Here is a 25614-nt window from a genome sequence, read left to right on the forward strand (position 1 = left end):
ATCCGGATGCCCCTGTCTCCCCCATGACCGTTCAACCTTCGAACGGAACGGAGATTTGCGAGCGCGTCACCAGGTTTTTCATGCATTCGCCGGGTGCCGCGCCATCACAGACCGGCGTGTCGTTGATCAGGATGCGGCTGATGGTCTCGCACTTGACGCCCGGCATGTCGAACTGGCGCACCCGCTTCTTGTTGACGGGAAGATCACGGAAATCGAGGACAGTGATGCGGTCGACGATGTTCTTCTCGTTGAAGAACGCCAGTTCGAAGGAAATCTTCTTGAGCGGCGTCGGCATGGAATTCTTTGCGATGAAGGTCATCATGCAACCCTTCTGGGAGGGAACCAGCGCGTTGAGCTCGACGTCGAGCCCGGCAGCAGCCGTTGCGTCCTGACCGAAGGCCGCGCCGGCCGTGACCATTGCCATCGCCGCCGAGATAGCGAGCACACCCAGATTCTTCATCTCATCTCACCCGTTTTTCCGTCCGGCGCGCTCATCCGCCCGGTTGCCAGCATATTGAATCATTGATCAAAAATTGCAATTTGAAAGTTGACTTTTTTGATCCGCTATTGCCTCCTTAGTTAAGCTTGATTATGAGAGTCAAGATAATTCACACAGGAGAGGCTGTCAGCCCCTCCGCCGAGACAATATTGCCGCTGCGAGATGATTACCGAAAAGATTGACAAACCGAGCGATCGCACACCCGTCCGCCCTGTCGACGACGGCCCGCGGGTGATCGACACCTCCGACCTGTTTGGCGGCGATAGCGAAGTCATCATCCGCCATGAAGGCGCTCTCTACCGTATGAAAATTACCCGCCAGGGCAAACTGATCCTCAACAAATAGGCATTCGACATGACCGAGACCAAACAACCGACCCCCGCAGAAATCCGTGCATACCGGGCGGAAAATCCGAAGCTCCGCGAGCGCGACCTCGCAGCCAATCTCTGTATTTCGGAGGCGGCACTGGTCGCCGCCGAAACCGGGCTCACGGTGACCCGCATCGACGCCAGCCCGAACCGGCTTCTCGAACGCGTCAAGGAACTCGGCGAAGTCATGGCGCTGACCCGCAACGAAAGCGCCGTCCATGAAAAGATCGGCGTCTTCGAAACCATCAAGATCTCCGAGATGGTGTCGCTGACGCTCGGCGAAAACATGGACATGCGCATCTTCAACAAGGTCTGGGCGCATGGTTTCGCCGTCACCAAGAAGGATGGCGAGCAGGAACGTCTCAGCCTGCAATATTTCGACAAGGCCGGCGACGCGGTGTTCAAGCTGCACCTGCGCCCTGCTTCCGATGTTGCCGCCTATCACGCCATCGTTTCGGATTTCCGTATCGAGGACCAGTCGCAGGATTTCGTTGCCGAAGAGATCACCAGCAGCGACGACTATGATCCGAACGTCACCTCGGAGACCCTGCGCGAGCACTGGAGCCAGATGACCGATACCCACCAGTTCTTCGGCATGCTGAAGAAGCTGAAGATCGCCCGCCAGACCGCCGTGCGCATCGTCGGCCAGGATTATGCCTGGCAGCTGGCACCCGGCGCCGTCACCGAGATGCTGAACGGCGCGGCCGCCACCGAAGACCTGCCGATCATGGTGTTCGTCGCCAACCGCGGCATGGTGCAGATCCATGGCGGCCCGGTGTCCAACATCCAGGCGATGGGCCCGTGGATCAACGTGCTCGATCCGAGCTTCCACCTGCACCTGCGCCAGGACCACATCGCCGAAGCATGGGCCGTGCGCAAGCCGACCTCCGACGGCACCGTCACCTCGGTCGAGGCCTTTAATGCCAAGGGCGAGATGATCATCCAGTTTTTCGGCAAGCGGCAGGAAGGTTCCGGCGAACGCGAGGCATGGCGCTCGCTCGTCGAAAATCTGCCACGTGCGGATGCAAGCGTAGCAGCCTGAGGACGGCATGATGACGAGACCCTTCAAGACGGCCCGACGCACGACACTTCGCCAGCTGGTGCTGGCCGGCGTCGTGCTGGCGCTTCCCTTCGCGGCACCGGCTAGGGCCGACGAGACCAAGCCGGCCGATACGTCGCGGCTGGTGTCCATCGGCGGCGCCGTGACCGAGATCATCTATGCGCTCGGCGAAGAGGGCCGCCTGGTGGCGCGCGACTCGACCAGCCTGTATCCCGAGGCGGTCACGAAGCTGCCTGACGTCGGCTACATGCGCGCGCTGTCGCCGGAAGGGGTTCTCGCCGTCAATCCGTCGGCGATCATCGCTATCGAAGGTTCCGGCCCACCGGAGGCGCTGAGCGTGCTGAAAAGCGCCAGCGTACCTTTCGCAATGGTTCCGGAAACCTTCGACCGCGACGGCATCCTGAAGAAGATCGAAGCCGTCGGCGCCTTTCTGCACGTAGAAGACAAGGCGAAGACGCTTGAGGAAAGCGTTGCGGCCGATCTCGATGCGGCGATCGCCGAGGCCGCCAAGCGGCCGGAAAACGAGCGCAAACGGGTGATCTTCGTCCTCAGCATGCAGAACGGCAGGGTGATGGCCTCCGGCACCGGCACGGCGGCCGACGGCATCCTGAAGCTTGCCGGCCTGGTCAACGCCGTCGGCACCTTCCCCGGCTACAAGCCGCTGACTGACGAGGCGATCATCGAAGCCAAGCCGGACGTCATCCTGATGATGGAGCGCGGCGGCAACCACGACGCCGGCGTGCAGGAAATCATCGCCCATCCGGCACTCGGGCTGACGCCCGCCGCGCAGAACAAGGCGATCATCCGCATGGACGGCCTGCACATGCTCGGTTTCGGCCCACGCACGGCAAGTGCCGTCCGTGAGCTGACCAAGTCCGTCTACGGGGGCTGATATGTTCATCCACGATACAGCGCGAAACGAGAACCGGTTTGCCGCCTATGTCGGCCGGCTGCAGGCGCACTACCGCGCCGGCGACCGTTCGCAACTGGCCGTGCTGGTCATCGCCGCGCTGGTCGTGGGGTCATTTCTGTCCATCCTGTTCTCGATGACGACGGGCGCGTCGGACGCCTCGGCCTTCGACGTCGTCCGCGAACTGATCGGCGGACAGGCGAGCGAATCGGCGATGAGCGCGCGTGACCGGATCATCGTCTTCGACATCCGTCTGCCGCGCGCCATCCTCGGCTTCATAATCGGCGGCTCGCTCGCCGTTTCCGGCGCGGTGATGCAGGGCCTGTTCCGCAACCCGCTGGCCGATCCCGGCCTGGTCGGCGTCTCCTCGGGCGCGAGCCTGGGCGCCGTCTCGATGATCGTGCTGGGCGGCACGGTCGCCGCACCCATTTACCAGGCGCTCGGCATCTTCGCCCTGCCGGCCGCAGCCTTTCTCGGCGGCCTGGTGACGACGCTGGTGCTTTACCGGGTGGCGACCCGCAACGGCCAGACCTCGGTCGCCACCATGCTGCTTGCCGGCATCGCGCTCGGCGCGCTCGCCATGGCGCTCACCGGCGTGCTGATCTACATGGCCGACGACAAGCAGCTGCGCGACCTCACCTTCTGGAGCATGGGCTCGATCGCCGGCGCCACCTGGACGAAGATCCTGGCGGGCGGGCCGATCATGCTGCTCTGCCTCGCCGTCGTCCCCTTCCTTGCCCGCGGCCTCAACGCCATCACGTTGGGCGAAGCCGCCGCCTTCCACATGGGCGTTCCGGTTCAGAAGCTGAAGAACATCGCCATCGTCAGCGTCGCGGCTTCCACCGGCGCGTCGGTGGCCGTCAGCGGCGGCATCGGCTTCGTCGGCATCGTCGTGCCGCATCTTCTGCGGCTGGTGATCGGCCCGGATCACCGTTTCCTGCTGCCGGCGGCAGCCCTGCTCGGCGGCTCGCTGCTGCTGTTTGCCGATGTGATCGCCCGCACGCTCGTCGCGCCGGCGGAACTGCCGATCGGCATCATCACCTCGGCAGTCGGCGGCCCGTTCTTCCTGTGGATCCTGCTGCGAAACCGTTCGCGCCTCAGCCTGTAAGACAGTTTTCATGATCGAGGTTTCCAACCTTTCCGTCAGCCTTTCGGGCAAGCCGATCGTGCGCGACATCTCCTTCGTCGCCCCCGCAGGGCAGCTGACGGCCATCGCCGGTCCGAACGGCTCCGGCAAGACGACGACGCTCAAGGCGATCTCCGGCGAACTGCCGCACAAGGGCTCGGTGCGCCTCAACGGCATCGAAACCGCAAGCCTCGCCGCCTGGCAGCTTGCCGAACTGCGCGGCGTGCTGCCGCAGGCCAGCAACATCTCGTTTCCCTTCACCGTGCGCGAAATCGTCGCCATGGGGCTGACCACCGGCCGCGCCGGCAATACGGCCGAAACGATGCGGCTGGCCGCAGACGCGCTGGCCGCCGTCGATCTCATCGGTTTCGAGGGCCGCTTCTACCAGGAGCTGTCCGGCGGCGAGCAGCAGCGCGTCCAGCTGGCCCGCGTACTCTGCCAGATCCCGCAGCCGGTCGTCGACGGCAAGCCCTGCTGGCTTCTGCTCGACGAACCGGTCTCCAGCCTCGACGTCAGCCACCAGCTGACCATCATGCGGCTGGCGCGCGATTTCTGCCGCCGCGGCGGCGGCGTCATCGCCGTGATGCACGATCTCAACCTGACCTCGCTTTTCTGCGACCAGATGATCCTGCTCAAGAAGGGACAGCTTGCCGCGGCAGGCCCGATCCGCGACGTGCTCACCGATCATACGCTGGAGATGGTGTTCGGCTGCCCGCTGCGCGTCAACCAGGTGCCGTCGGACGGAACGCCGTTCGTCCTCGCCCACAGCGCCAACCGCTGAGCGCATGGCCAATGGCCCTCCGGCGCCCGCCCCGGCACGCATTTTCCCGTCTCCTCGGAACTCTTTGCCGCAGCGCACGTTAACCCGTGCGTATTCCGCAAACAGGCATTACAATGGCCGGGATTTCGTTTGCGCATCATCTGCCGGTAACCCCGGCCTCCAACCAAGGCTAGACAGGGAGCGACACAATGGCACCTTCCATTCTCCAATCCATGCGCGGCAGCAAGCGCAACGGCACCCTCGAAAACGTCGGAGCAACCCTCGACGAGCAAGTCGAAGCTTTGCGGGAAGAGCTGGCATCGCTGACGGAGCTCATCCGCGAGAAAGGCCAGAAACAGGGAAAATATGTCCGCAAGCAAGCCGAAGCCGGCATCGAAGACCTGCTGAGTTCCAGCGAGGACATGCTGCAGGAAATGCGCGATCTTTATGCCCGCGGCGGAGAGGAAGTGCGGCGCACCGTTCAGCGGCATCCTTTCGCCACCATCGGCGCCGCCGCTGCCGTCGGCGTGCTGTTTGCCCTCCTGGCAAGGCGCTGACATGAATGGACTGATCGGCCTTCTCGGGACCCTGGCCGCCTCGAACGTCCGCAGAACCGTTGCGCGCACCCGGCGCAACGGCATTCTCCTGGCGGTATCGGGCCTGCTTTTCCTGACAACCTATCTTTTCGGCCTGATCGCGCTGGCCCTTTGGCTGTCAGTGCGCCGCGATCCGATCTTCGCCGCGCTGGCGATCGCGGTCGGCACGCTGGTTCTCGGATTGATCATTCTCGTCGTCATGGCGATCATCAACAAGATCGAGGAGCGGCGGGCAAGGGAAAGGCGCCTTGCGCTTGAATCGACGATCGCCGCAAGCCTGTCGGTCATCCGGTCGCAGCCGCTGCTGACCGCAGCCCTCGCGTTCGGCATCGTCGCCTCAAACCTCATCAAACCCCGAAACAAAAATTAAGCGCGTCACATCAACGGCGTCATCCCCGGCACAAGACCGGGGATGACGCTGGAGACGTTTTATGCGCTTTGTCAGACTTCGAGAAAACCGACCTTGAGCACCACGTCAGAAGGCAAACGCCTTCGACGTGAGCGGAGCCGATGTCGCATCTGGCCCGTAGTCGCCCTCGCCGGTGACCTGCAGCAATTCCTGCAGTCTGAGACGGGCGCGGTTGACGCGGCTCTTGATCGTGCCGACAGCGCAGCCGCAGATTTCGGCCGCTTCCTCATAGGAAAAACCGGAAGCGCCGACGAGAACCACGGCTTCCCGCTGGTCCGGCGGAAGCTTTTCCAGCGCCCGGCGGAAATCCTGCAGGTCCATCGACCCGTATTGCGACGGATGGGTCGCCATCGAGTCGGTGAATGCGCCGTCGCTGTCCTGTATCTCGCGGCCATGCTTACGCATCTGGCTGAACAGTTCGTTGCGCAGAATCGTGAACAGCCAGGCCTTCATGTTGGTGCCCATCTGGTAATGATCCTGCTTTGCCCAGGCCTTCATGATCGTGTCCTGGACAAGATCGTCGGCGCGGTCATGGCGACCGATCAGGGAGATTGCAAAAGCACGGAGACTCGGAAGGGATGCCAGCAGCTCCCTCTTGAAGCTTGGTTGCGATTCCGTCATCACAGACCTCACTTGCCAACTTTTTCGGAAGACAGGCGTTCGACCTGGTCGAGCTTTTCAAGCAAATCCAGAAACCGATCGGGTATGACCTCCTCCTGCACCGCCGAATACAAGGACCGGAGCCGGATTCCGATCTGGTTATTTGGATCAAGGATATCGCCGGCATGGCCATTCTCTTTCCGGCGGATCTCGTGATCCTCTTTCTTGTTGTTCATCATCAATATTTCGCTCTTGTGCGTTGCTGAATGGTCGTTACTCTCGACAAGCCGAAATCGCCAGCGCGACCGCGATGTCCCCGAGTCCTCATGCGCGCCAATTCGTGGCGTTCGGTTCATTTCATGATCCATGGTCATTTTGAACAGCACCCAAACCGGCAATCGGCTATATAATGCGCCAGACGGTAAAAAAGTTCCGGGGCGACCGGAACTTTTTTCGAAACGCTGCGTTAACCGTGCGATTGGTACCCGCTTCGGGGCGACTTAATTGGGAGTTTTTCAATGACACTTTCTACTCGAATTGCGCCGCACATTCCTTACCTGCGGCGTTATTCCCGTGCGCTGACGGGCACCCAGACCTCCGGGGATGCCTATGTTGCCGCGGTTCTCGAGGCGATCATCGCAGATATCAGCATTTTTCCGCAGTCCTCGGACGACCGTGTCGCACTTTATAAACTCTATACCGATCTTTTTGGTTCCGCCGTCGTCTCCGTCCCCGAGCCGGTGTCGCCGTATGCCTGGGAACAGCGGGCCTCGCTCAATCTTTCCAAGGTGCCGCCGGCAGCCCGGCAAGCCTTCCTTCTCGCTTCGGTGGAGAATTTCCGCGTCGACGAGATCGCCGAAATCCTGAGCCTGAGCGAAAAGGACGTGTTCCTGCTGCTCGACGAGGCGTCCCAGGAGATTTCGCGGCAGGTCGCCACCGATATCATGATCATCGAAGACGAACCGCTCATCGCCATGGACATCGAGCAGATGGTGGAGAGCCTTGGCCACCGCGTCACCGGTATCGCCCGCACCCATGCCGAGGCCGTCAAACTCTACAACACCACGCATCCGCGCATGGTGCTTGCCGATATCCAGCTGGCGGACGGCAGCTCCGGCATCGACGCCGTCAACGACATCCTCAAGAACAGCTCGATTCCCGTCATCTTCATCACTGCCTTCCCCGAGCGCCTGCTGACCGGTGAAAGGCCGGAGCCGACATTCCTCGTGACGAAGCCGTTCAATCCGGACATGGTCAAGGCTTTGATCAGCCAGGCACTCTTCTTTAATGAAAGCACACGGGCGGCCGCTTGACGCGGCCTCCAGCCGGAGGCAGGGCGCTTGATCCGTTCCAGCCGCACATTGCGCGACGAGGAATTCCGGCGCCTGCCGGCCCTGCCCGTTCCGGCGATTACGGACTGCTGTCGGCTCCCGCTTCACGCCTGACGCCGAAGCGGGGCTGAGGAAAGGCTGTTATGTGAGTAATCAATCGATTTCGGGCCCGACATTCACCACCGAATGCAAGGCCGTGACCCTGGAACGCGCCCTTTATGGTGCGGGCATAGGTCTTATTCATCAGGATGGCGAGCTGGCCATCCGTTACGCCGAGAACCTGCCGGAACATTTCGACGTTTCGGCCGGCCTCATCGGCATGGACGACCGTGCCCTTTTCGGCGAGGACGACGGGCGGCGGCTGGTCGCAGTCAAGGCCGCCGTGCTGAAGAGCGGTGAGCCGACGACCACCGAAATCGAGTGGAAGACGCCTGAGGGACTCAAGATCTACGAGTTGAAGCTGCAGCAGACCCGCGACGGCGAACGCCTCGGCGTGCTGTCGATCATCTCCGACGTCACCGACAGCCGCCATCGCGAACGCGTGCTGAAATCTTTGTTGCGCGAACTGTCGCATCGCTCGAAAAACCTGCTGGCGATCATCCAGGGCATTGCCATGCAGACGGCACGGCATACGATTTCGCTGGATTATTTCCTCGTGAAATTTCGCGGCCGGCTGCAGTCCTTGTCCAATTCGCAGGATCTCGTGACGGATTCCAGCTGGCGCGGCGCCTATCTGTTCGAGCTTGCCGAAAAGCAGTTCGCCCCCTACTGGCCGGATCGCGCCCGCCCGCTGCGCGTCCAGGGCGTCAATGCGCATCTGACACCCAACGCCGCCGTGCATCTGGGGCTTGCGCTGCACGAACTCATTGTCAATTCCGCCACCCACGGCGCCATTGCCGCCGGCTCCACCACGATCAGCATCGATTGTCGCAAGCTCACCTATGAAGGCCATGACGCCATCGAGGTGGTGTGGACGGAGCTGACCGCCGGCGGACGCCAGAACAGCGATTTCGACGACAAGAGTTTCGGACGCGCCGTCCTGGAAAGGGTCGTGCCCTCTTCCGTCAACGGTCGGTCCGCCTTCACGCTTGAGCCGCACCGCATCGAATACCGGCTGACCATCCCCGATACGGAATTCGAATTGATCGGCCAGGCCTTCTGACAACGGAAACTGGCGGCTCTCCTGTCTTGAGGCGGGAAAAACGCATAATAAAAGACAGCCAGCGCTTCGGGCGAAACACTGGCTGTCTTTGCACTCACCGGGAGGGGAACCGTGAGTGAGGTCCGGAGCGTTTTGGGGCGCGCATTGGGGTCGATGCGATAACCTCCGGATACGAGAAGAACGTGCGCCGCCAGAAAAGGTTCCGGCTGCCGACAAAAAATTCGAAATTTTTCATTTTTTCCGTCGCTATACGATCCCGCAAATCGCAGGCACCTCGCGCCATTTGCCGGCATGCCCATGAAAACATGAATTTTTGAGTATAATTTTAAGAACATGGGAAAAATCATGGAGATAGTCGGAATGATGCGACGCACAAGCGTTATCGACCCGACAAAGCTGAATGAATGACGAACGTTTTTTCTTGACCGACAGCAGACGATCCCGGCCTTATCTCAAAATTTTACCGTTTGATAAATAAAATATCCTGCGATACCCTCTTCATCACTAGCCGTTTACTAAAAGAGGGAACTTCAATGGGACGACTGGAAACTGGGATACAAGCTGGCCGCCTGTCGCCGGCCGAGTATGACAAGAATTTCTCCGATCTCCATCCGCGCCTTGACGATCATGAGGCCCTGGTTGCCTCCGACCGCTGCTATTTCTGCTACGATGCGCCGTGCATGACGGCCTGTCCCACCTCGATCGACATTCCGCTGTTCATCCGGCAGATTTCGACCAGCAATGCGCTGGGTGCGGCCCACACGATCTTCGACCAGAACATTCTCGGCGGCATGTGCGCCCGCGTCTGTCCCACCGAAACCCTCTGCGAGCAGGCCTGCGTGCGCAACACCGCCGAACATCGCCCGGTCGAGATCGGCCGGCTGCAGCGTTATGCCACCGACATCGCCATGGAAAAGAACAAGCAGTTCTACCAGCGCGCCGTGCCGACCGGCAAGACGATCGCCGTCATCGGCGCCGGCCCGGCAGGTCTCGCCGCCGCCCACCGCCTGGCGGTGAAAGGCCACTCGGTGGTGATTTTCGACGGTCGCGAAAAATCCGGCGGCCTCAACGAATACGGCATCGCCACCTACAAGTCGGTCGATAATTTCGCCCAGCGCGAGGTCGACTACGTGCTGTCGATCGGCGGCATTGAGGTCAGGCATGGCCAGAAACTTGGCCGCGACTTCAATCTCGGCGATCTCGCGGCCAAATACGACGCCGTGTTCCTCGGCATCGGCCTTGCCGGCGTCAACGCGCTGCGCACCGAAGGCGAAACCCTTGACGGCGTCGGCGACGCCGTCGATTTCATCGCCGGCCTGCGCCAGGCGAAAGACAAGGCTGACATCGCCATCGGCCGTCGCGTCGTCGTTCTCGGCGGCGGCATGACCGCCATCGACGCCGCCGTCCAGGCAAAGCTGCTCGGCGCCGAAGAAGTGACGATCTGCTACCGCCGCGGCAAGGAACATATGAACGCCTCGGAATTCGAGCAGGATCTCGCAAGCTCCAAGGGTGTCATCATCCGCCACTGGCTGGCACCGAAGAAGATCATCGCCAAGGACGGCCATGTCGCCGGCATCGAGGTCGAATATACCGAGATCGCCGATGGCAAGCTTGTCGGCACCGGCGAAACCGGCGTCATTGCCGCCGACCAGATCCTCAAGGCCATCGGCCAGAGCTTCGAGGCCTCAGGCCTTGGCGCCCTGGCCATGGAAAACGGCCGCATCGTCATCGATGCCGAAGGCCGCACTTCGGCGCACAATGTCTGGGCCGGCGGCGACTGTGTGCTCGGCGGCGAGGACCTGACGGTTTCCGCCGTCGCCCAGGGCCGCGACGCGGCGGAATCGATCCATCGCCTGCTCGCCGCTGCCGCGCAGCCGGCCGTTGCCGTCGCTTGAAGGGGAGAATGAACCATGGCTGATCTCAGAAACAATTTCGTCGGCATCAAATCCCCCAACCCGTTCTGGCTGGCCTCGGCGCCGCCGACGGACAAGGCCTACAACGTCGAGCGCGCCTTCAAGGCCGGCTGGGGCGGCGTCGTCTGGAAGACGCTCGGCGAGGAAGGCCCGCCGGTCGTCAACGTCAACGGTCCGCGCTACGGCGCCATCTGGGGCGCCGACCGCCGGCTGCTCGGCCTCAACAACATCGAGCTGATCACCGACCGCGACCTCTACACCAACCTGCGCGAAATGAAGCAGGTGAAGATGAACTGGCCGGACCGGGCGCTGATCGCCTCGATCATGGTGCCTTGCGAAGAAGAAAGCTGGAAGGCGATCCTGCCGCTGGTGGAAGAGACCGGCGCCGATGGCATCGAGCTTAATTTCGGCTGTCCGCACGGCATGTCCGAACGCGGCATGGGCGCTGCGGTCGGCCAGGTGCCGGAATATATCGAGATGGTGGTGCGCTGGTGCAAGCAATACACCCGCATGCCTGTCATCACCAAGCTGACGCCGAACATCACCGATATCCGCAAGCCGGCCCGTGCCGCCAAGGCCGGCGGCACCGACGCCGTATCGCTGATCAACACCATCAACTCGATCGTCTCCGTCGACCTCGACAATTTCGCACCGAACCCGACGGTCGGCGGCAAGGGCACGCATGGCGGTTATTGCGGCCCAGCGGTCAAGCCGATCGCGCTCAACATGGTGGCCGAGATCGCCCGCGATCCGGAAACCCACGGCCTGCCGATCTCCGGCATCGGCGGCATCACCACCTGGCGCGACGCGGCGGAATTCCTGGTGCTCGGTGCCGGCAACGTCCAGGTCTGCACCGCGGCGATGACCTACGGCTTCAAGATCGTCCAGGAAATGATCTCCGGCCTGTCCGACTGGATGGACGCCAAGGGCCACCGCAATCTCGACGACATCACCGGCCGCGCCGTGCCGAACGTCACCGACTGGCAGTACCTCAACCTCAACTACATCGCCAAGGCGCACATCGACCAGGATGCCTGCATCAAGTGCGGTCGCTGCCACATCGCCTGCGAGGACACTTCTCACCAGGCGATCACCCAGTTCGTGAATGGCGTCAGGCATTTCGAGGTGATGGAAGACGAATGCGTCGGCTGCAATCTCTGCGTCAACGTCTGCCCGGTCGAGAACTGCATCACCATGGTCGGTCTCGATCCCGGCACGCTCGACCAGCGCACCGGCAAGGTCGTCGATCCGAACTATGCCAACTGGACGACGCATCCCAACAATCCGATGGCGCGTCAGGCAGCGGAATAACAAAACAAGGCGACTGGCGCTCCCGCCGCGTCGCACATAGTCCTCCTCCAGTCCTCGACGGGATGCTCCGGCATCCCGTTTTTTTGTCCCGGCGTTTTTTGTCCCGGCACAGGCCGAGACGCGGCACCAGGCGCCAATCAGGCAAGACCGACGGCCGCGCTCCGAACAGGAAAATGGAATACGGCATCACCCAGCCGCAGTGGCTCTCCCATGGAGAGGCATCTCAAAACGATGCGGGAGAGGAAAGCGTGAGCTACCCCTCCTTCCGGCGAACCGGAAAAACGATAGGCCTTAGCGCTTGGCGCCGTCGGATGTATCCTGGCCGGCGTCGCGCACGGCTTCGTCGTGATACCAGCAGGTATCGACGACAGCGGGCGCCGTCTCGAACTTTTCCAGATCGCTCATGAGGGCCGCGCGCACATCGTCGAAACGCCGGCGACCGCGCAGCGGGAACTGGTAGATTTTGGCAGTCTGCTGATGAAGACCCGTGTCCATCTGTTCGCCTTTCCAAAACCGCTGCCAAAAACGAAATCAATGCAGCGATCTATATTTGCCTATATTTTAATCATACTGCTCTCTTTTTTATCAATATACGGCTTCCGCCTGGATATTTCTATCCTCACTTCAAAAAATTCGTCTTTTTTTCAAATTTTGGCTGAAATTTCCGATTTTTCTCTCGATTTTTCCGCGAAAATGAATCCGTTTTGCGTTTTCCTGCTCAAAATCCTTCGATTTCTCCAAAAAATATAAATAAAAGAAAGTTCTAATTTACAGAAATCGTGTCGCATAAGGATAAGAACGACATCGACTTTGTGAATCTTTGACGATTCTTCGCCCCATCGGCAAACTGGCACGCAAAATGCGTCAGTAATGCTGTCCGGTGTTGGTCGACCTCGCTTTCAGCGATCTGGCTCACTTGAGGATTTGCTCACACCTTCACGTATGAGAGACTCGCAAATGACAAAATATAAGCTCGAGTACATCTGGCTCGACGGGTACACCCCCACTCCGAACCTGCGTGGCAAGACGCAGATCAAGGAATTCGCCGATTTCCCGACGCTCGAACAGCTTCCGCTCTGGGGCTTCGACGGCTCTTCGACCATGCAGGCCGAAGGCCGCTCGTCCGACTGCGTGTTGAAGCCCGTTGCGCTGTATCCCGATCCGGCCCGCACCAATGGCGTTCTCGTCATGTGCGAAGTCATGATGCCCGATGGCGTCACGCCGCATCCGTCGAACGCCCGCGCCACCATCCTCGATGACGAAGGCGCATGGTTCGGCTTCGAACAGGAATATTTCTTCTACCAGAACGGCCGCCCGCTCGGCTTCCCGGACCAGGGTTACCCGGCTCCGCAGGGTCCGTACTACACCGGCGTCGGCTACAAGAACGTCGGCGACGTCGCGCGCGAAATCGTCGAGGAACACCTCGATCTCTGCCTCGCTGCCGGCATCAACCACGAAGGCATCAACGCCGAAGTGGCCAAGGGCCAGTGGGAATTCCAGGTGTTCGGCAAGGGCTCCAAGCGGGCTGCCGACGAGGTCTGGATGGCACGCTACCTGCTGCTCCGCCTGACGGAAAAGTATGGCGTCGACATCGAATTCCATTGCAAGCCGCTCGGCGATACCGACTGGAACGGCTCGGGCATGCACTGCAACTTCTCCACCAAGTACATGCGCGAAGTCGGCGGCAAGGCCTATTTCGAAGCGCTGATGGCGCAGTTCGACAAGAACCTGCAGGCCCATATCGACGTCTACGGCCCGGACAACCACCTGCGCCTGACCGGCAAGCACGAAACGGCTCCGTGGAACAAGTTCTCCTACGGCGTTGCCGACCGTGGCGCCTCGATCCGCGTTCCGCACTCCTTCGTCAAGAACGACTACAAGGGCTATCTCGAAGATCGCCGTCCGAACTCGCAGGGCGACCCCTACCAGATCGCCTCCCAGGTCCTGAAGACGATCTCGGAAGTTGCGATCCCGGGCAGCGCTTCTGCAGCAGCCTGATTTCGACCTGCACTGACAACAATGGCGCCGGCAAAACCGGCGCCATTTGTATGTCCGGCGGGATCAAGGGGCGCTGAGCGCCATCCGCTCATCTGCCCGAAACGGCCTCGTCCCCTTCGGTCGCCGGCTCACGATGCCGCGGCATCAGCCCGTCGACGAAAAGCTGCTCCAGAAACCGCGCCGCATCCTCGAAGCGGCCGTCGCCCGACAGGTTCTGCCCCAGCACGGCGCGCACCTGCACGTCGAAGTCGGCGTAATGCTGCGTCGTCGACCAGATCGAAAAGATCAGGTGGTAGGGGTCACATTTGGCGATCTTGCCGGCGCGCGTCCAGGCGCGGATGACCTCCGCCTTTTCATCCACCAAGGTCTTCAGCGGCCCCTTCAGCTCGTCCTCGATATGCGGGGCGCCCTGCAGCACCTCGTTGGCGAAAAGCCGGCTCTCGCGCGGAAAATCGCGGGCCATTTCCAGCTTGCGCCGGATGTAGCTGCGGATCTCGGTTTCGGGGTTGCCCTCGGCGTCGAAAGCCCTGAGCGGATCGAGCCATGTATCCAGAACCCGGTCGATCAGGGCGCGGTGCATCGCCTCCTTGGTGCGGAAATAATAGAGCAGGTTCGGCTTCGACATGCCGGCCACTTCGGCGATCTGATCGATGGTTGTGCCGCGAAAACCATGCTGGGAAAACACCTCCAGGGCCGCCTCCAGAATCTGCTCGCCCTTCTCTTCCTGAATGCGCGTCCGGCGCTGTGTCTTCGCGGCCCTGGGTATCGCCATCGCGTTTCCGATTCCCGTTATAATTCAACTCTTTTTCTCAAGTTTACTCTTTGCCCGCCATTGACTTACTTTTGGGCAAGTGACTTTTATTTTGTCGTTATTTTTCGACTTTTCCGTCTTGAGTGCCGCCTGAGAAGTTGTAATTTACCAATCGGTCAAATTATCAACAGATGCCGAACAAAGGCAATAACGATATCCCGCCGACGGAAGAACAATAAGACCGCGGCGGGATGAATAACCGGATGGAACAGCCGGCGAACTGGTGAGGATGGAAGATGGTGGCAGCACCTGGCGAGAACTTGCGCATCAATGGCGACCGCCTGTGGGACAGTCTCATGGACATGGCGAAGATCGGCCCCGGCATCGCCGGCGGAAACAATCGCCAGACCCTGACGGACGCGGACAAGCAAGGCCGCGATCTCTTCAAGTCCTGGTGCGACGCGGCCGGCCTGAGCATGGGCGTCGACAAGATGGGCACCATGTTCGCCACCCGCCCCGGCACCGATCCGGACGCCCTGCCCGTCTATGTCGGCAGCCATCTCGACACCCAGCCGACCGGCGGCAAATATGACGGCGTTCTCGGCGTGCTCGGCGCACTGGAAGTGGTGCGCACCATGAACGACCTCGGCATCAGGACCAAACACCCGATCGTCGTCACCAACTGGGCCAACGAGGAAGGCGCCCGTTTCGCCCCCGCCATGCTCGCCTCCGGCGTCTTCGCCGGCGTCCACGATCTCGATTACGCCTATGGCCGCAAGGACCCCGAGGGCAAGACCTACGGCGACGAACTGAAGCGCATCGGCTGGCTGGGCGACGAAGAGGTCGGCGCCCGCAAGATGCACGCCTATTTCGAATATCACATCGAGCAGGGACCGATCCTCGAAGCCGAAGAGAAGCAGATCGGCGTCGTCACCCATTGCCAGGGCCTGTGGTGGCTGGAGTTCACGCTGACCGGCCGCGAGGCCCATACCGGCTCGACGCCGATGGCGATGCGTGTCAATGCCGGGCTTGCCATGTCGCGCATTCTGGAAATGGTCCAGGACGTGGCGATGTCGGAACAGCCGGGCGCCGTCGGCGGCGTCGGCCAGGTGTTCTTCTCGCCCAATTCCCGCAACGTCCTGCCGGGCAAGGTGGTCTTCACCGTCGACATCCGCTCTCCCGACCAGGAAAAACTCGACCGCATGCGGGCGAAAATCGAAGCGGAGGCGCCGAAGATCTGCGAGGCGCTCGGCGTCGGCTGTGCGGTGGAAGCCGTCGGCCATTTCGACCCCATCACCTTCGACCCGGAGCTGGTGGCTTCGGTGCGCGATGCTGCCGAACGGCTCGGCTACAGCCATATGAACGTCATCTCCGGTGCCGGTCACGATGCCTGCTGGGCTGCCAAGGTGGCGCCGGCAACGATGATCTTCTGCCCCTGCGTCGGCGGCCTGTCGCACAACGAAGCTGAAGAGATTTCGAAGGAATGGGCGGCGGCCGGTGCCGACGTGCTGTTCCATGCCGTCCTGGAAACCGCTGAAATCGTGGAGTGAAGCCATGAACGTCGCCGCACCGATCACCGCATCAGACGCGACGGACGAAAGGCAGCTCAGGATCGATCTCGCCGCCGCTTTCCGCCTCGCTGCCCGTGCCGGCTGGCACGAGGCCGTCGCCAACCATTTCAGTGCCGCGGTTTCGGCCGATGGCAGGCAATTTCTCGTCAACCCGCGGTGGCGGCACTTCGGCCTGATCAGGGCCAGCGACCTGCTGCTGCTGGATGCCGAGGACAAGCAGACGATGAACCGGCCGGATGCGCCCGATCCGTCCGCCTGGTCGATCCATTCGGCCATTCATCGCCATGTGCCGCATGCCCGCGTCGCGCTGCACCTGCATCCGCCCTATGCAACGGCGCTGGCCGGCCTCAAGGACCCGTCTATCAAGCCGATCGACCAGAACACGGCGCGGTTTTACAATCGCATGGCGATCGACCTCTCCTTCGGCGGCATCGCCACCGAGGAATCGGAGGGCGAACGCATTGCGGCGACGATCGGCAACCATTCTACCGTGATGATGGGCAACCACGGCGTGACGGTCGTCGCACCGACGGTCGCGGAAGCCTTCGACACCATCTATTATCTGGAGCGTGCGGCGCAGACGATGGTGCTCGCCTATTCCACCGGCCAGCCGCTTTCGGTGATGTCCGACGAGATCGCCGAACAGACCGCCGCCGAATGGGACGCCTACAAGGGCGCCAGCTTTGCCCATTTCGACGAGATGAAACGCATTCTCGACCGCGAGGATCCGAGTTATGCGGATTGATGGGGTCCGGTGGGCGGAGATTGTGGAGTGAGAGAGGATTCTCTATATTGCGAGTTTGAAAAGGTGAGGCCATGTCCGACAAGGTCACGAACGAGCTTATCTACGAAACGCTCAAGCGTATGCAGGAGACCCTTGCCCTGCACACGCAATATCACCTTGAGACCAAGGAACGGCTCGGCTTTCTCGAACAGCAATATGCAAGCATATCGCGTCGCGCCGACCGCATCGACGAACGGCTCGAACGCGTCGAACGAAGGCTTGACCTGGTCGAGGTTTAAGGCGCCCCTGTCATCTGTTTCAACGCGCCCTTCAGGAGTTCGCTCATGAAGTTGGATGAGTTTGTGAAGCAATCTTTGCTCGACATCACTGAAGGCGTTGCTGACGCACAGGAGCAGGCCCTTCTCTATATTGCGCCTGGTTACGTCAATCAAATCAGACAGGACGGCGCCCAGCAGGTAAAATTCGAGGTTGCTGTCACCGTAAACGCGGAGGGCGGTGGCGGGATATCGGTTCTTTCTTTCGGTGACATAAAGGGCTCGGTCGCGCGCGAGACTGTCAGTCGAATGAGCTTCGAGGTTCCCGTACATTTTACAGCGCCCACTATTCACAACAAGCGCCACCACAAAAACGAAGGGCCGCAAGACCCTTTGAAAGAATAGGGAGCATCGCATGAGCAGCACAATCATCAAGGGCGGCACCATCGTCACCGCCGACCTGACCTACAAGGCGGACGTCAAGATCGAGGGCGGCAGGATCGTCGAGATCGGCCAGGACCTCGCCGGCGGCGATGTGCTGGATGCGTCCGGCTGTTATGTCATGCCCGGCGGCATCGATCCGCACACCCATCTCGAAATGCCGTTCATGGGCACCTATTCCTCCGACGATTTCGAGAGCGGCACGCGCGCCGCCCTGTCCGGCGGCACCACCATGGTCGTCGATTTCGCCCTGCCCGCCCCCGGCCAGTCGCTGCTGGAAGCGCTGACCATGTGGGACAACAAGTCGACGCGGGCAACTTGCGACTATTCCTTCCACATGGCGATCACCTGGTGGGGCGAGCAGGTGTTCAACGAGATGCAGGCGATCGTCCAGGAAAAGGGCATCAACACCTTCAAGCACTTCATGGCCTACAAAGGCGCGCTGATGGTGAACGACGACGAGATGTTCGCCTCCTTCCAGCGCTGCGCCGAACTCGGCGCCCTGCCGATGGTGCATGCCGAAAACGGCGACGTCGTCGCGGCCATGCAGCAGAAGCTGATGGATGACGGCAACAACGGCCCGGAGGCGCATGCCTATTCCCGCCCGCCTGAAGTCGAGGGCGAAGCCACCAACCGTGCCATCATCATCGCCGACATGGCCGGCGTGCCGCTTTATGTCGTGCACACCTCCTGCGAACAGTCGCACGAAGCCATCCGCCGCGCCCGGCAGAACGGCATGCGTGTCTATGGCGAGCCGCTGATCCAGCACCTGACGCTGGACGAGAGCGAATATTTCGACAAGGACTGGGACCATGCCGCCCGCCGGGTGATGTCGCCGCCCTTCCGCAACAAGCGCCACCAGGATTCGCTTTGGGCCGGCCTGTCCGCCGGCTCGCTGCAGGTGGTCGCCACCGACCACTGCGCCTTCACCAGCGAACAGAAGCGCTATGGCGTCGGCGATTTCCGCAAGATCCCCAACGGCACCGGCGGCCTGGAAGACCGCATGCCGATGCTGTGGAGCTACGGGGTCAACACCGGCCGCATCACCATGAACGAATTCGTGGCGGCGACCTCCACCAACATCGCCAAGATCCTCAACATCTATCCGCGCAAGGGTGCGATCCTCGTCGGCGCCGATGCCGATATCGTCGTGTGGGACCCAAAGCGGTCGAAGACCATCTCCGCCAGGACGCAGCAGTCGGCAATCGATTACAACGTCTTCGAGGGCAAGCAGGTGACCGGCCTGCCGCGCTTCACGCTCACCCGCGGCGTCGTCGCCATCGAGGAGGACAGCGTCAGGACCCGCGAGGGGCATGGCGAATTCGTCAGGCGCGAGCCCTTCACCGCCGTCAACACGGCGCTGTCGACCTGGAAGGAACTGACCGCGCCGCGCAAGGTGGAGCGCAGCGGCATTCCGGCGAGCGGCGTATGAGCGCCGCCCGGTTTTTCCTGGCGGCAGCCATGCTGTTCGCCCTGTCGCCGGCGGTAGCCTTTGCCGCCGAGGCGCCGCTGGATGCCAGCTACGGCAACAAGGACGGCTGCCTCTACGCCAATACCGGCGAGACGAACGGCTCGGACAATTTCTTCCTGCTGGACAAGGAAGCGATCACCACGGCCGCCTCCTATTGTGAATTCAAGACGATCGACAGCAAGACTGCCGACGGATTCGATGCCACGGTCACCTGCCAGGAAGAAGGCAGCGATGACAGCACCGACCTGAAGGTCAAGATCGGCAAGGTCGGCAAGGACGGCTACAAGATCGATCTGCCCGATGGTGCAAGCTGGGGGCCATTGAAGAAATGCAAATGACCGCCTCAGTCCGCCAGCGTTTCCAGGTCCGGCAGCAGCACGACGCTCTCCTGTTCATTGGGATCGGTGCGGGCGATGACGGCGCTGCAGGACTCTGTCTTCGAGCGGTTGACCGGCAAATGCGGCATGCCCGGCGGGATGTAGAACATGTCGCCAGCCTTGGTGATGATCCGGTGTTCGAGGTTATGGCCGTAGAAGGTCTCCACCTCGCCCGAGAGCACGAAGATCGCCGTTTCGTGGGACTCGTGCATATGCGCCTTGGCGCGACCGCCCGGCGGCACTGTCAGAAGCATCATCGCGATTCCCTTCGATCCGGCCGTCCCGGCCGAGATGCCCTCCAGATACGAAAAACCCTGCTTGCCGTCATAGGGGACGGCCGGGCGGATCAGCTTGCATTCGGCAAGCGAGGGGGATGACATGCTATTCTCTCCTCTAGAGCAGTTCCTCGGCGCGTACGGCGCATTGCAAAAGACCATATCGGGTGACCATGCCAATATCCAATGAAACCGTCGTTCGCGCCACAGGACTTGGCCTGACGTTCCAAACCAACGACGGGCCGGTCAACGCCCTGACGGGCGTCGATCTCGACGTGCGCAAGGGCGATTTCGTCTCGTTCATCGGCCCCTCGGGCTGCGGCAAGACCACCTTCCTGCGCGTCATCGCCGATCTGGAGCAGCCGACCTCGGGCAGCATCTCCGTCAACGGCATGTCGCCGGAAGAGGCACGCAAGGCGCGCGCCTATGGGTATGTCTTCCAGGCGGCGGCATTATACCCGTGGCGAACCATCGAGAAGAACATCGCGCTGCCGCTGGAGATCATGGGTTTCTCCGCCGACGAGAAGAAGAAGCGCATCGAACGCACCCTCGATCTCGTCAATCTCACCGGCTTCGGCAAGAAGTTTCCCTGGCAATTGTCCGGCGGCATGCAGCAGCGCGCCTCGATCGCCCGGGCGCTCGCCTTCGACGCCGACCTGCTCTTGATGGACGAACCCTTCGGCGCCCTGGACGAAATCGTCCGCGACCATCTCAACGAACAGCTTCTGAAACTCTGGGCGCGCACCAACAAGACGATCTGCTTTGTCACCCATTCGATCCCGGAAGCCGTCTATCTCTCCACCAAGATCGTCGTCATGTCGCCGCGGCCCGGCCGGGTGACCGACATCATCGAATCCACCCTGCCGGCCGAACGGCCGCTCGGCATCCGCGAGACGCCGGAATTCCTGGCAATCGCGCATCGGGTGCGCGAAGGCCTGCGCGCGGGGCACAGCTATGACGAATAGGTCCACCGCCTTCCACCCCATGCCGATGCAGGACCGCCGCCGATGAACCCTTCGTTTCTCCTCTGGCTCGCCGTTGCCCTTGGCACTTTCCTCGCCGCCGCCACGGCCTCGCGCGCCTATATCGGCAGCAACAGCATTCCCATGCTGCTGTTCTCGCTCGGCCTCTATTGCGCCGGCAACCTGGTGATGCTGAAGCTGATGCGCGAGGGCGGGTTGGCCATGGCGGTGTCGATTTCCGCCATCGCCCAGCTGCTGCTGATCAACGTCATCGCCATGGTGGTCTTCGGCGAGCGGCTGTCGACGACGCAGTTGATCGGCGTGGCGGTTGGCGCGGTCGCCATGGCACTCATGCTCTTCCCCGGTCCAGGAAAGGCATGAGCATGGAGCAGCCAGGCTTCTTCAAGGACCGCGTCCTGCCCATCATCACCGTCATCCTCGCCATCCTGGCGATCTGGCACGTCTTCGTCGTCGTGCTGAACGCGCCCTTCGAGCGCGACCAGGCGGCGCGCGCCGGAACGCCGATCACCTTCATGGAGATCCTGCCGAGAACCTTCGTGCAGGAGCGGCCGGTTCTGCCGGCGCCGCAACAGATCGTCGTCGAACTCTGGGACACGACGATCGACAAGGCGATCACCTCGAAACGCAGTCTCGTCTACCATACCTGGATCACGCTGTCGGCAACGCTTCTGGGGTTTGCCATCGGCACCGTGCTCGGCATCCTGCTCGCCATCGGCATCGTCCACAACAAGGCGATGGATCGCTCGCTGATGCCCTGGGTCATTGCCAGCCAGACGATCCCGATCCTCGCCGTCGCACCGATGATCATCGTCGTTCTGAATTCCATCGGTATCTCAGGCCTGCTGCCCAAGGCCCTGATCTCGACCTATCTGTCCTTCTTCCCGATCGTCGTCGGCATGGTGAAGGGCCTGCGCAGCCCCGAGCAGATCTATCTCGACCTGATGCACACCTATAATGCCAGCAGCGCCCAGACCTTCTGGAAGCTGCGCTGGCCGGCCTCCATGCCCTATCTCTTCACCTCCCTGAAGGTGGCGATCGCCATCTCGCTGGTCGGCGCCATCGTCGGCGAATTGCCGACCGGTGCCGTGGCCGGGCTCGGCGCCCGCCTGCTCTCCGGCTCCTATTACGGCCAGACGGTGCAGATCTGGGCCGCCCTGTTCATGGCGGCGGGATTGGCCGCGGTGCTCGTCACCATCGTCGGCATCGCCCATGCCTCTGTCCTCAAGCGCATGGGGGTCCGGCCATGATGGGTTACCTGATCGGCGCCATCCTGTTCTGGATCCTTGCCTGGGCATTCAACGAATGGCTGGTGCGGCAAAAATTCAGAAGTTTCGCGGCCAATCGTGCCGCCCGCATCGCCGTGCCCGTCCTGTTCGGCGTGACCATCTTGGTCCTCTGGGAAGGGGTGGTGCGCGGCTTCAACATTCCCTCCATCCTGCTGCCGGCACCGTCGATGATCTGGGCGCGGCTGATCCATTCCGTGCCGACGCTCTGGGCCGACTTCCAGCAGACCTTCCTGAAATCGGTCATCACCGGCTATCTCTTCGGCTGCGGCCTCGGTTTCCTGGTGGCGATCGCCATCGACCGCTCGCCTTTCCTGCAGAAAGGCCTGCTGCCGATCGGCAATTTCGTCTCGGCCCTGCCGATCGTCGGCGTCGCGCCGATCATGGTGATGTGGTTCGGCTTCGACTGGCAGTCGAAGGTCGCCGTCGTCGTCATCATGACCTTTTTCCCGATGCTGGTGAACACGGTGCAGGGGCTGGCCTCGACCAGCGCCATGGAGCGCGACCTGATGCGCACCTATGCCGCAAGCTGGTGGCAGACGCTGACGAAGCTGCGCCTGCCGGCCGCCGGGCCGTTCATCTTCAATGCCTTGAAGATCAATTCCACGCTGGCCCTGATCGGCGCCATCGTGGCCGAATTCTTCGGGACGCCCATTGTCGGCATGGGTTTCCGCATCTCCACGGAAGTGGGGCGGAGCAATGTCGATATGGTCTGGGCCGAGATTGCGGTCGCCGCAGTCGCCGGTTCGGCATTCTACGGAGTGGTGGCGCTCGCCGAGCGTGCCGTCACCTTCTGGCATCCGTCTGTCCGTGGTGGACAGGCGTAACAAAAGAGGGAACAGAACAATGAAAAGAATAGCATCGCTGCTCCTGGCAAGCGCCATGTCGCTGATGGCGGCCCAGGCGATGGCCGCCGACAAGGTGGTCCTGCAACTGAAGTGGGTCACCCAGGCCCAGTTCGGCGGCTACTACGTCGCCAAGGACAAGGGTTTTTACGAGGAGGAAGGCCTCGACGTCGAAATCAAGCCGGGCGGCCCGGACATCGCACCGCCGCAGGTGCTGGTCGGCGGCGGCGCCGACGTGATCGTCGACTGGATGCCCTCGGCGCTCGCCACCCGTGAAAAGGGCGTACCGCTCGTCAACATTGCCCAGCCCTTCAAGTCTTCGGGCATGATGCTGACATGCCTCAAGGAAACCGGCGTCACCAAGCCGGACGACTTCAAGGGCAAGACGCTCGGCGTCTGGTTCTTCGGCAACGAATATCCGTTCCTCTCCTGGATGGCGCATCTGAAGATCCCGACCGAAGGCGGCGCCGATGGCGTGACTGTGCTGAAGCAGGGCTTCAACGTCGATCCGCTCTTGCAGAAACAGGCGGCCTGTATCTCCACCATGACCTACAACGAATACTGGCAGGTCATCGATGCCGGCATCAAGCCGGAAGACCTCGTGACCTTCAAGTATGAGGACGAAGGCGTGGCGACGCTGGAAGACGGCCTCTACGTTCTCGAAGACAAGCTCAAGGATGCCGCATTCAAGGAAAAGATGGTCAAGTTCGTCCGCGCTTCGATGAAGGGCTGGAAATATGCCGAGGAGAACCCGGACGAGGCAGCCGACATCGTGCTCGAAAACGACGCCAGCGGCGCGCAGACCGAAAAGCACCAGAAGCGCATGATGGGTGAAGTCGCCAAGCTGACCGCCGGCTCGAACGGCGCCCTCGACGAGGCCGACTACCAGCGCACCGTGAAGACGCTGCTCGGCGGCGGTTCCGACCCGGTCATCACCAAGGAGCCGACCGGCGCCTGGACCCACGAGATCACCGACGCCGCCCTGAAATAAAACCGCAACACATCTTGGCGATATGCTTAACGGGGCGCGTGGGAAAATTCTTCACGCGCCTTTATATTTCAATAGCTTATTTGGCGTGACATCGAAAATCGTGATGCCGGCATCAATGAATCGGCGTTGATTTGTGCGCCGCAACGAATTACAAGGCTCACCCAAGGCAGTATTTTCGACCCTATGCTTGTCAGCGGCCGCGACCGTCACCACTTAGGCCTAGGGATTGCGCGTTGAGGATGTGCAGGCGTGTGTGCGATCAGGGGATCGGACATGCTGCGACGGAACCTTTACTGCTTCATCCATTGCAAGGCCATTTCGCGTTGAACAAACCCGCGAACTCGGCGCACATGCATCGAAGATTTTGGAAACGTTCGTATGGTTCGCAGTTCTCGTCAGACAGTCGCCGCTCTCGCCTTGCTTTTCATCGCCGCGGGCACGCCACCGGTTTTCGCCGAGGATAAACCGGCGGAAGCCGCAGCGACCCAGACGTTTCCGGCCATCGTCGTGACGCCGGTGGCGACGCGGACGCTGGTGGACAAGGTGGTCGCCACCGGCACCATCCGCGCCGTCAACGACGTCTATGTCCAGCCGCAGGTGGACGGCCTGTCGATCCGTGCCCTCAACGCCGATGTCGGCGACCGTGTCGAGGCCGACAGCGTGCTCGCCGTGCTCAACGACGACGCGCTGCTGTTGCAGAAGAGCCAGATGGAGGCCACCAAGGCCAAGGCCGAAGCCTCCGTGGCGCAGATGCAGGCGCAGATCGCCGAAGCCCGCGCCAATGCCGACGACGCCATCCGCCAGCGCGACCGCGCCGTGCGGCTGGGCAAGACCGGAACCATGTCGACCTCGCAGGTCGAACAGCTGACCGCAGCGGCCACCGTTGCGGAAGCCCGCACACGATCCGCCGAGCAGTCAATCGCGGTCGCCGAGGCCGATATCAAGGTGGTGGATGCCCAGATCGCCGATATCGATCTCAGGCTTGCCCGCACCAGCGTCAAGGCGCCCGTCGCCGGCGTGATCTCGGCGCGTGACGCCAAGATCGGCGCCATCGCGATGATGGGTGGCGGCCAGCCGCTGTTCACGCTGATCCAGGACGGCGCATTGGAACTGATCGCCGACGTCTCGGAAGGCGAGATCCTCAAGATCAAGGTCGGCCAGAAGGCGACCATCGCGCTTGCCGGCAGCCGCGAAACCCTGAACGGCAGCGTTCGCCTGGTTTCGCCCGCCATCGATGCCGTATCGCGCCTCGGTTCCGTGCATATCGCCCTCGACGACAGCGAGAAGGCCCGCGCCGGCATGTATGGCAGCGCCACGATCATCGTCGAAACGGCTGATGGCATCGCCCTGCCGCTGACGGCGCTGCTGACCGGCGGCGACGGTGAAACCACCGCCCGCAAGGTGGAAAACGATGTCGTCAAATTGGTCAAGGTGCGCTCCGGCATCCAGGACGGCGCCTTCATCCAGATCGTCGAAGGCCTGAAGGAAGGCGATGAAGTCGTCGCCAAGGCCGGTGCTTATGTCCGCGACGGCGACCGTATCAATCCGGTCCGCACCCCGCAGACGCAAACGAATTGATGAGGG

30 protein-coding genes are annotated in these 25614 nt (G+C 61.8%); 24 read left to right on the top strand and 6 right to left on the bottom strand.

Translation table 11 applies throughout. The features are described 5' to 3' along the window. Positions 1–31: 31 nt before the first annotated feature. A complete protein-coding gene (locus tag DEM27_RS05025) occupies positions 32–424 on the bottom strand; it encodes a hypothetical protein (RefSeq protein ID WP_245445716.1) in 393 nt (130 codons plus the stop codon). 237 nt (positions 425–661) lie between these two features. Here DEM27_RS05025 and hemP point away from each other — a divergent pair, with 237 nt between their 5' ends. From hemP to DEM27_RS05060, 7 genes are all read left to right on the top strand, one after another. Further along, positions 662–844, top strand: coding sequence for a hemin uptake protein HemP (gene hemP, locus DEM27_RS05030; RefSeq protein WP_109457114.1), 183 nt, complete (start codon positions 662–664; stop codon positions 842–844). 9 nt (positions 845–853) lie between these two features. Next, positions 854–1909: a hemin-degrading factor gene (locus DEM27_RS05035; RefSeq protein WP_109457115.1), complete on the top strand. Its 1056-nt coding sequence runs from the start codon at positions 854–856 to the stop codon at positions 1907–1909. A gap of 7 nt (positions 1910–1916) precedes the next feature. After that, positions 1917–2819, top strand: coding sequence for a heme/hemin ABC transporter substrate-binding protein (locus DEM27_RS05040; protein WP_109457116.1), 903 nt, complete (start codon positions 1917–1919; stop codon positions 2817–2819). A 1-nt stretch (position 2820) separates the two neighbouring features. Continuing rightward, entirely contained in the window at positions 2821–3945 is a 1125-nt protein-coding gene (locus DEM27_RS05045) for a FecCD family ABC transporter permease (protein WP_109457117.1), read from the top strand. A gap of 10 nt (positions 3946–3955) precedes the next feature. Continuing rightward, positions 3956–4744 carry a heme ABC transporter ATP-binding protein gene (locus tag DEM27_RS05050; RefSeq protein WP_109457118.1) on the top strand — a complete coding sequence of 263 codons (789 nt, stop codon included), beginning with the start codon at positions 3956–3958 and terminating at the stop codon, positions 4742–4744. A gap of 188 nt (positions 4745–4932) precedes the next feature. After that, the gene (locus DEM27_RS05055; RefSeq protein WP_109457119.1) at positions 4933–5280 is read left to right on the top strand and encodes an ElaB/YgaM/YqjD family protein; all 348 of its coding nucleotides are present in this window, start codon (positions 4933–4935) and stop codon (positions 5278–5280) included. A 1-nt stretch (position 5281) separates the two neighbouring features. After that, entirely contained in the window at positions 5282–5689 is a 408-nt protein-coding gene (locus tag DEM27_RS05060) for a hypothetical protein (protein WP_109457120.1), read from the top strand. Positions 5690–5794: 105 nt separating this feature from the next. Here the strand turns inward: DEM27_RS05060 and DEM27_RS05065 are convergent, their stop codons facing one another. Next, on the bottom strand, positions 5795–6349 hold the full coding sequence (locus DEM27_RS05065) for an RNA polymerase sigma factor (protein WP_109457121.1): 555 nt from the start codon (positions 6347–6349) through the stop codon (positions 5795–5797). Positions 6350–6357: 8 nt separating this feature from the next. Next, positions 6358–6564, bottom strand: a complete 207-nt coding sequence (locus DEM27_RS05070) for a NepR family anti-sigma factor (protein ID WP_109457682.1) — start codon at positions 6562–6564, stop codon at positions 6358–6360. Between the two features lie 282 nt (positions 6565–6846). Between DEM27_RS05070 and DEM27_RS05075 the strand changes: the two genes are divergently transcribed. The 4 genes from DEM27_RS05075 (at position 6847) to preA (ending at position 12045) form a co-directional block, all read left to right on the top strand. After that, positions 6847–7641, top strand: coding sequence for a response regulator (locus DEM27_RS05075; protein WP_109457122.1), 795 nt, complete (start codon positions 6847–6849; stop codon positions 7639–7641). A gap of 178 nt (positions 7642–7819) precedes the next feature. After that, positions 7820–8821, top strand: a complete 1002-nt coding sequence (locus DEM27_RS05080; protein WP_205908878.1) for a sensor histidine kinase — start codon at positions 7820–7822, stop codon at positions 8819–8821. A 533-nt stretch (positions 8822–9354) separates the two neighbouring features. Then, the gene (locus DEM27_RS05085; RefSeq protein ID WP_109457124.1) at positions 9355–10716 is read left to right on the top strand and encodes an NAD(P)-dependent oxidoreductase; all 1362 of its coding nucleotides are present in this window, start codon (positions 9355–9357) and stop codon (positions 10714–10716) included. Between the two features lie 15 nt (positions 10717–10731). Beyond that, positions 10732–12045 carry an NAD-dependent dihydropyrimidine dehydrogenase subunit PreA gene (gene preA, locus DEM27_RS05090; protein WP_109457125.1) on the top strand — a complete coding sequence of 438 codons (1314 nt, stop codon included), beginning with the start codon at positions 10732–10734 and terminating at the stop codon, positions 12043–12045. Positions 12046–12336: 291 nt separating this feature from the next. Here preA and DEM27_RS05095 read toward each other — a convergent pair whose 3' ends face one another. Continuing rightward, the gene (locus DEM27_RS05095; protein WP_109457126.1) at positions 12337–12540 is read right to left on the bottom strand and encodes a DUF2735 domain-containing protein; all 204 of its coding nucleotides are present in this window, start codon (positions 12538–12540) and stop codon (positions 12337–12339) included. Between the two features lie 462 nt (positions 12541–13002). Here DEM27_RS05095 and DEM27_RS05100 point away from each other — a divergent pair, with 462 nt between their 5' ends. Beyond that, positions 13003–14043 (top strand): glutamine synthetase beta-grasp domain-containing protein, encoded by a 1041-nt coding sequence (locus DEM27_RS05100; protein ID WP_109457127.1) that lies wholly within the window; start codon positions 13003–13005, stop codon positions 14041–14043. An 88-nt stretch (positions 14044–14131) separates the two neighbouring features. Here DEM27_RS05100 and rutR read toward each other — a convergent pair whose 3' ends face one another. Continuing rightward, a complete protein-coding gene (rutR, locus tag DEM27_RS05105) occupies positions 14132–14815 on the bottom strand; it encodes an HTH-type transcriptional regulator RutR (protein WP_109457128.1) in 684 nt (227 codons plus the stop codon). A gap of 275 nt (positions 14816–15090) precedes the next feature. On the opposite strand from rutR, the gene DEM27_RS05110 reads away from it, so the two are divergent. From DEM27_RS05110 to DEM27_RS05135, 6 genes are all read left to right on the top strand, one after another. Then, positions 15091–16344 carry a Zn-dependent hydrolase gene (locus DEM27_RS05110; RefSeq protein ID WP_109457129.1) on the top strand — a complete coding sequence of 418 codons (1254 nt, stop codon included), beginning with the start codon at positions 15091–15093 and terminating at the stop codon, positions 16342–16344. A gap of 4 nt (positions 16345–16348) precedes the next feature. Beyond that, on the top strand, positions 16349–17110 hold the full coding sequence (locus DEM27_RS05115) for a class II aldolase/adducin family protein (protein ID WP_109457130.1): 762 nt from the start codon (positions 16349–16351) through the stop codon (positions 17108–17110). Between the two features lie 71 nt (positions 17111–17181). Further along, positions 17182–17388: a hypothetical protein gene (locus tag DEM27_RS05120; RefSeq protein ID WP_109457131.1), complete on the top strand. Its 207-nt coding sequence runs from the start codon at positions 17182–17184 to the stop codon at positions 17386–17388. 45 nt (positions 17389–17433) lie between these two features. After that, a complete protein-coding gene (locus DEM27_RS05125) occupies positions 17434–17769 on the top strand; it encodes a hypothetical protein (RefSeq protein WP_109457132.1) in 336 nt (111 codons plus the stop codon). Between the two features lie 10 nt (positions 17770–17779). After that, a complete protein-coding gene (gene hydA, locus DEM27_RS05130; RefSeq protein WP_109457133.1) occupies positions 17780–19237 on the top strand; it encodes a dihydropyrimidinase in 1458 nt (485 codons plus the stop codon). Next, positions 19234–19614, top strand: a complete 381-nt coding sequence (locus DEM27_RS05135; protein ID WP_109457134.1) for a hypothetical protein — start codon at positions 19234–19236, stop codon at positions 19612–19614. Before hydA ends, DEM27_RS05135 begins: the two co-directional genes overlap by 4 nt. Positions 19615–19619: 5 nt before the next feature. On the opposite strand, the gene DEM27_RS05140 is transcribed toward DEM27_RS05135, so the two are convergent. After that, positions 19620–20033, bottom strand: coding sequence for a cupin domain-containing protein (locus DEM27_RS05140; protein WP_109457135.1), 414 nt, complete (start codon positions 20031–20033; stop codon positions 19620–19622). 68 nt (positions 20034–20101) lie between these two features. On the opposite strand from DEM27_RS05140, the gene DEM27_RS05145 reads away from it, so the two are divergent. The 6 genes from DEM27_RS05145 (at position 20102) to DEM27_RS05170 (ending at position 25608) form a co-directional block, all read left to right on the top strand. Further along, positions 20102–20893 (top strand): ABC transporter ATP-binding protein, encoded by a 792-nt coding sequence (locus DEM27_RS05145; RefSeq protein ID WP_109457136.1) that lies wholly within the window; start codon positions 20102–20104, stop codon positions 20891–20893. Positions 20894–20935: 42 nt separating this feature from the next. Further along, complete coding sequence (locus tag DEM27_RS05150; protein ID WP_109457137.1) at positions 20936–21271, top strand: hypothetical protein; 336 nt, start codon at positions 20936–20938, stop codon at positions 21269–21271. Between the two features lie 2 nt (positions 21272–21273). Further along, a complete protein-coding gene (locus tag DEM27_RS05155) occupies positions 21274–22158 on the top strand; it encodes an ABC transporter permease (protein WP_109457138.1) in 885 nt (294 codons plus the stop codon). Then, positions 22155–23021 carry an ABC transporter permease gene (locus tag DEM27_RS05160; RefSeq protein WP_109457139.1) on the top strand — a complete coding sequence of 289 codons (867 nt, stop codon included), beginning with the start codon at positions 22155–22157 and terminating at the stop codon, positions 23019–23021. The genes DEM27_RS05155 and DEM27_RS05160 overlap by 4 nt, the downstream gene beginning before the upstream one ends. 19 nt (positions 23022–23040) lie before the next feature. Beyond that, positions 23041–24030 carry an ABC transporter substrate-binding protein gene (locus DEM27_RS05165; protein ID WP_109457140.1) on the top strand — a complete coding sequence of 330 codons (990 nt, stop codon included), beginning with the start codon at positions 23041–23043 and terminating at the stop codon, positions 24028–24030. A 378-nt stretch (positions 24031–24408) separates the two neighbouring features. Beyond that, positions 24409–25608 carry an efflux RND transporter periplasmic adaptor subunit gene (locus DEM27_RS05170; protein WP_109457141.1) on the top strand — a complete coding sequence of 400 codons (1200 nt, stop codon included), beginning with the start codon at positions 24409–24411 and terminating at the stop codon, positions 25606–25608. Positions 25609–25614 lie beyond the last annotated feature (6 nt).

Source organism: Rhizobium album (genome assembly GCF_003122325.1).
Taxonomy (GTDB): Bacteria; Pseudomonadota; Alphaproteobacteria; order Rhizobiales; family Rhizobiaceae; genus Metarhizobium; species Metarhizobium album.

Bases quoted from the DNA above. Each gene is read 5' to 3' on its own strand.
- DEM27_RS05025 (WP_245445716.1), bottom strand. From the start codon at position 424: ATGGCAATGGTCACGGCCGGCGCGGCCTTCGGTCAGGACGCAACGGCT.
- hemP (WP_109457114.1), top strand. From the start codon at position 662: ATGATTACCGAAAAGATTGACAAACCGAGCGATCGCACACCCGTCCGC.
- DEM27_RS05035 (WP_109457115.1), top strand. From the start codon at position 854: ATGACCGAGACCAAACAACCGACCCCCGCAGAAATCCGTGCATACCGG.
- DEM27_RS05040 (WP_109457116.1), top strand. From the start codon at position 1,917: ATGATGACGAGACCCTTCAAGACGGCCCGACGCACGACACTTCGCCAG.
- DEM27_RS05045 (WP_109457117.1), top strand. From the start codon at position 2,821: ATGTTCATCCACGATACAGCGCGAAACGAGAACCGGTTTGCCGCCTAT.
- DEM27_RS05050 (WP_109457118.1), top strand. From the start codon at position 3,956: ATGATCGAGGTTTCCAACCTTTCCGTCAGCCTTTCGGGCAAGCCGATC.
- DEM27_RS05055 (WP_109457119.1), top strand. From the start codon at position 4,933: ATGGCACCTTCCATTCTCCAATCCATGCGCGGCAGCAAGCGCAACGGC.
- DEM27_RS05060 (WP_109457120.1), top strand. From the start codon at position 5,282: ATGAATGGACTGATCGGCCTTCTCGGGACCCTGGCCGCCTCGAACGTC.
- DEM27_RS05065 (WP_109457121.1), bottom strand. From the start codon at position 6,349: ATGACGGAATCGCAACCAAGCTTCAAGAGGGAGCTGCTGGCATCCCTT.
- DEM27_RS05070 (WP_109457682.1), bottom strand. From the start codon at position 6,564: ATGAACAACAAGAAAGAGGATCACGAGATCCGCCGGAAAGAGAATGGC.
- DEM27_RS05075 (WP_109457122.1), top strand. From the start codon at position 6,847: ATGACACTTTCTACTCGAATTGCGCCGCACATTCCTTACCTGCGGCGT.
- DEM27_RS05085 (WP_109457124.1), top strand. From the start codon at position 9,355: ATGGGACGACTGGAAACTGGGATACAAGCTGGCCGCCTGTCGCCGGCC.
- preA (WP_109457125.1), top strand. From the start codon at position 10,732: ATGGCTGATCTCAGAAACAATTTCGTCGGCATCAAATCCCCCAACCCG.
- DEM27_RS05095 (WP_109457126.1), bottom strand. From the start codon at position 12,540: ATGGACACGGGTCTTCATCAGCAGACTGCCAAAATCTACCAGTTCCCG.
- DEM27_RS05100 (WP_109457127.1), top strand. From the start codon at position 13,003: ATGACAAAATATAAGCTCGAGTACATCTGGCTCGACGGGTACACCCCC.
- rutR (WP_109457128.1), bottom strand. From the start codon at position 14,815: ATGGCGATACCCAGGGCCGCGAAGACACAGCGCCGGACGCGCATTCAG.
- DEM27_RS05110 (WP_109457129.1), top strand. From the start codon at position 15,091: ATGGTGGCAGCACCTGGCGAGAACTTGCGCATCAATGGCGACCGCCTG.
- DEM27_RS05115 (WP_109457130.1), top strand. From the start codon at position 16,349: ATGAACGTCGCCGCACCGATCACCGCATCAGACGCGACGGACGAAAGG.
- DEM27_RS05120 (WP_109457131.1), top strand. From the start codon at position 17,182: ATGTCCGACAAGGTCACGAACGAGCTTATCTACGAAACGCTCAAGCGT.
- DEM27_RS05125 (WP_109457132.1), top strand. From the start codon at position 17,434: ATGAAGTTGGATGAGTTTGTGAAGCAATCTTTGCTCGACATCACTGAA.
- hydA (WP_109457133.1), top strand. From the start codon at position 17,780: ATGAGCAGCACAATCATCAAGGGCGGCACCATCGTCACCGCCGACCTG.
- DEM27_RS05135 (WP_109457134.1), top strand. From the start codon at position 19,234: ATGAGCGCCGCCCGGTTTTTCCTGGCGGCAGCCATGCTGTTCGCCCTG.
- DEM27_RS05140 (WP_109457135.1), bottom strand. From the start codon at position 20,033: ATGTCATCCCCCTCGCTTGCCGAATGCAAGCTGATCCGCCCGGCCGTC.
- DEM27_RS05145 (WP_109457136.1), top strand. From the start codon at position 20,102: ATGCCAATATCCAATGAAACCGTCGTTCGCGCCACAGGACTTGGCCTG.
- DEM27_RS05150 (WP_109457137.1), top strand. From the start codon at position 20,936: ATGAACCCTTCGTTTCTCCTCTGGCTCGCCGTTGCCCTTGGCACTTTC.
- DEM27_RS05155 (WP_109457138.1), top strand. From the start codon at position 21,274: ATGGAGCAGCCAGGCTTCTTCAAGGACCGCGTCCTGCCCATCATCACC.
- DEM27_RS05160 (WP_109457139.1), top strand. From the start codon at position 22,155: ATGATGGGTTACCTGATCGGCGCCATCCTGTTCTGGATCCTTGCCTGG.
- DEM27_RS05165 (WP_109457140.1), top strand. From the start codon at position 23,041: ATGAAAAGAATAGCATCGCTGCTCCTGGCAAGCGCCATGTCGCTGATG.
- DEM27_RS05170 (WP_109457141.1), top strand. From the start codon at position 24,409: ATGGTTCGCAGTTCTCGTCAGACAGTCGCCGCTCTCGCCTTGCTTTTC.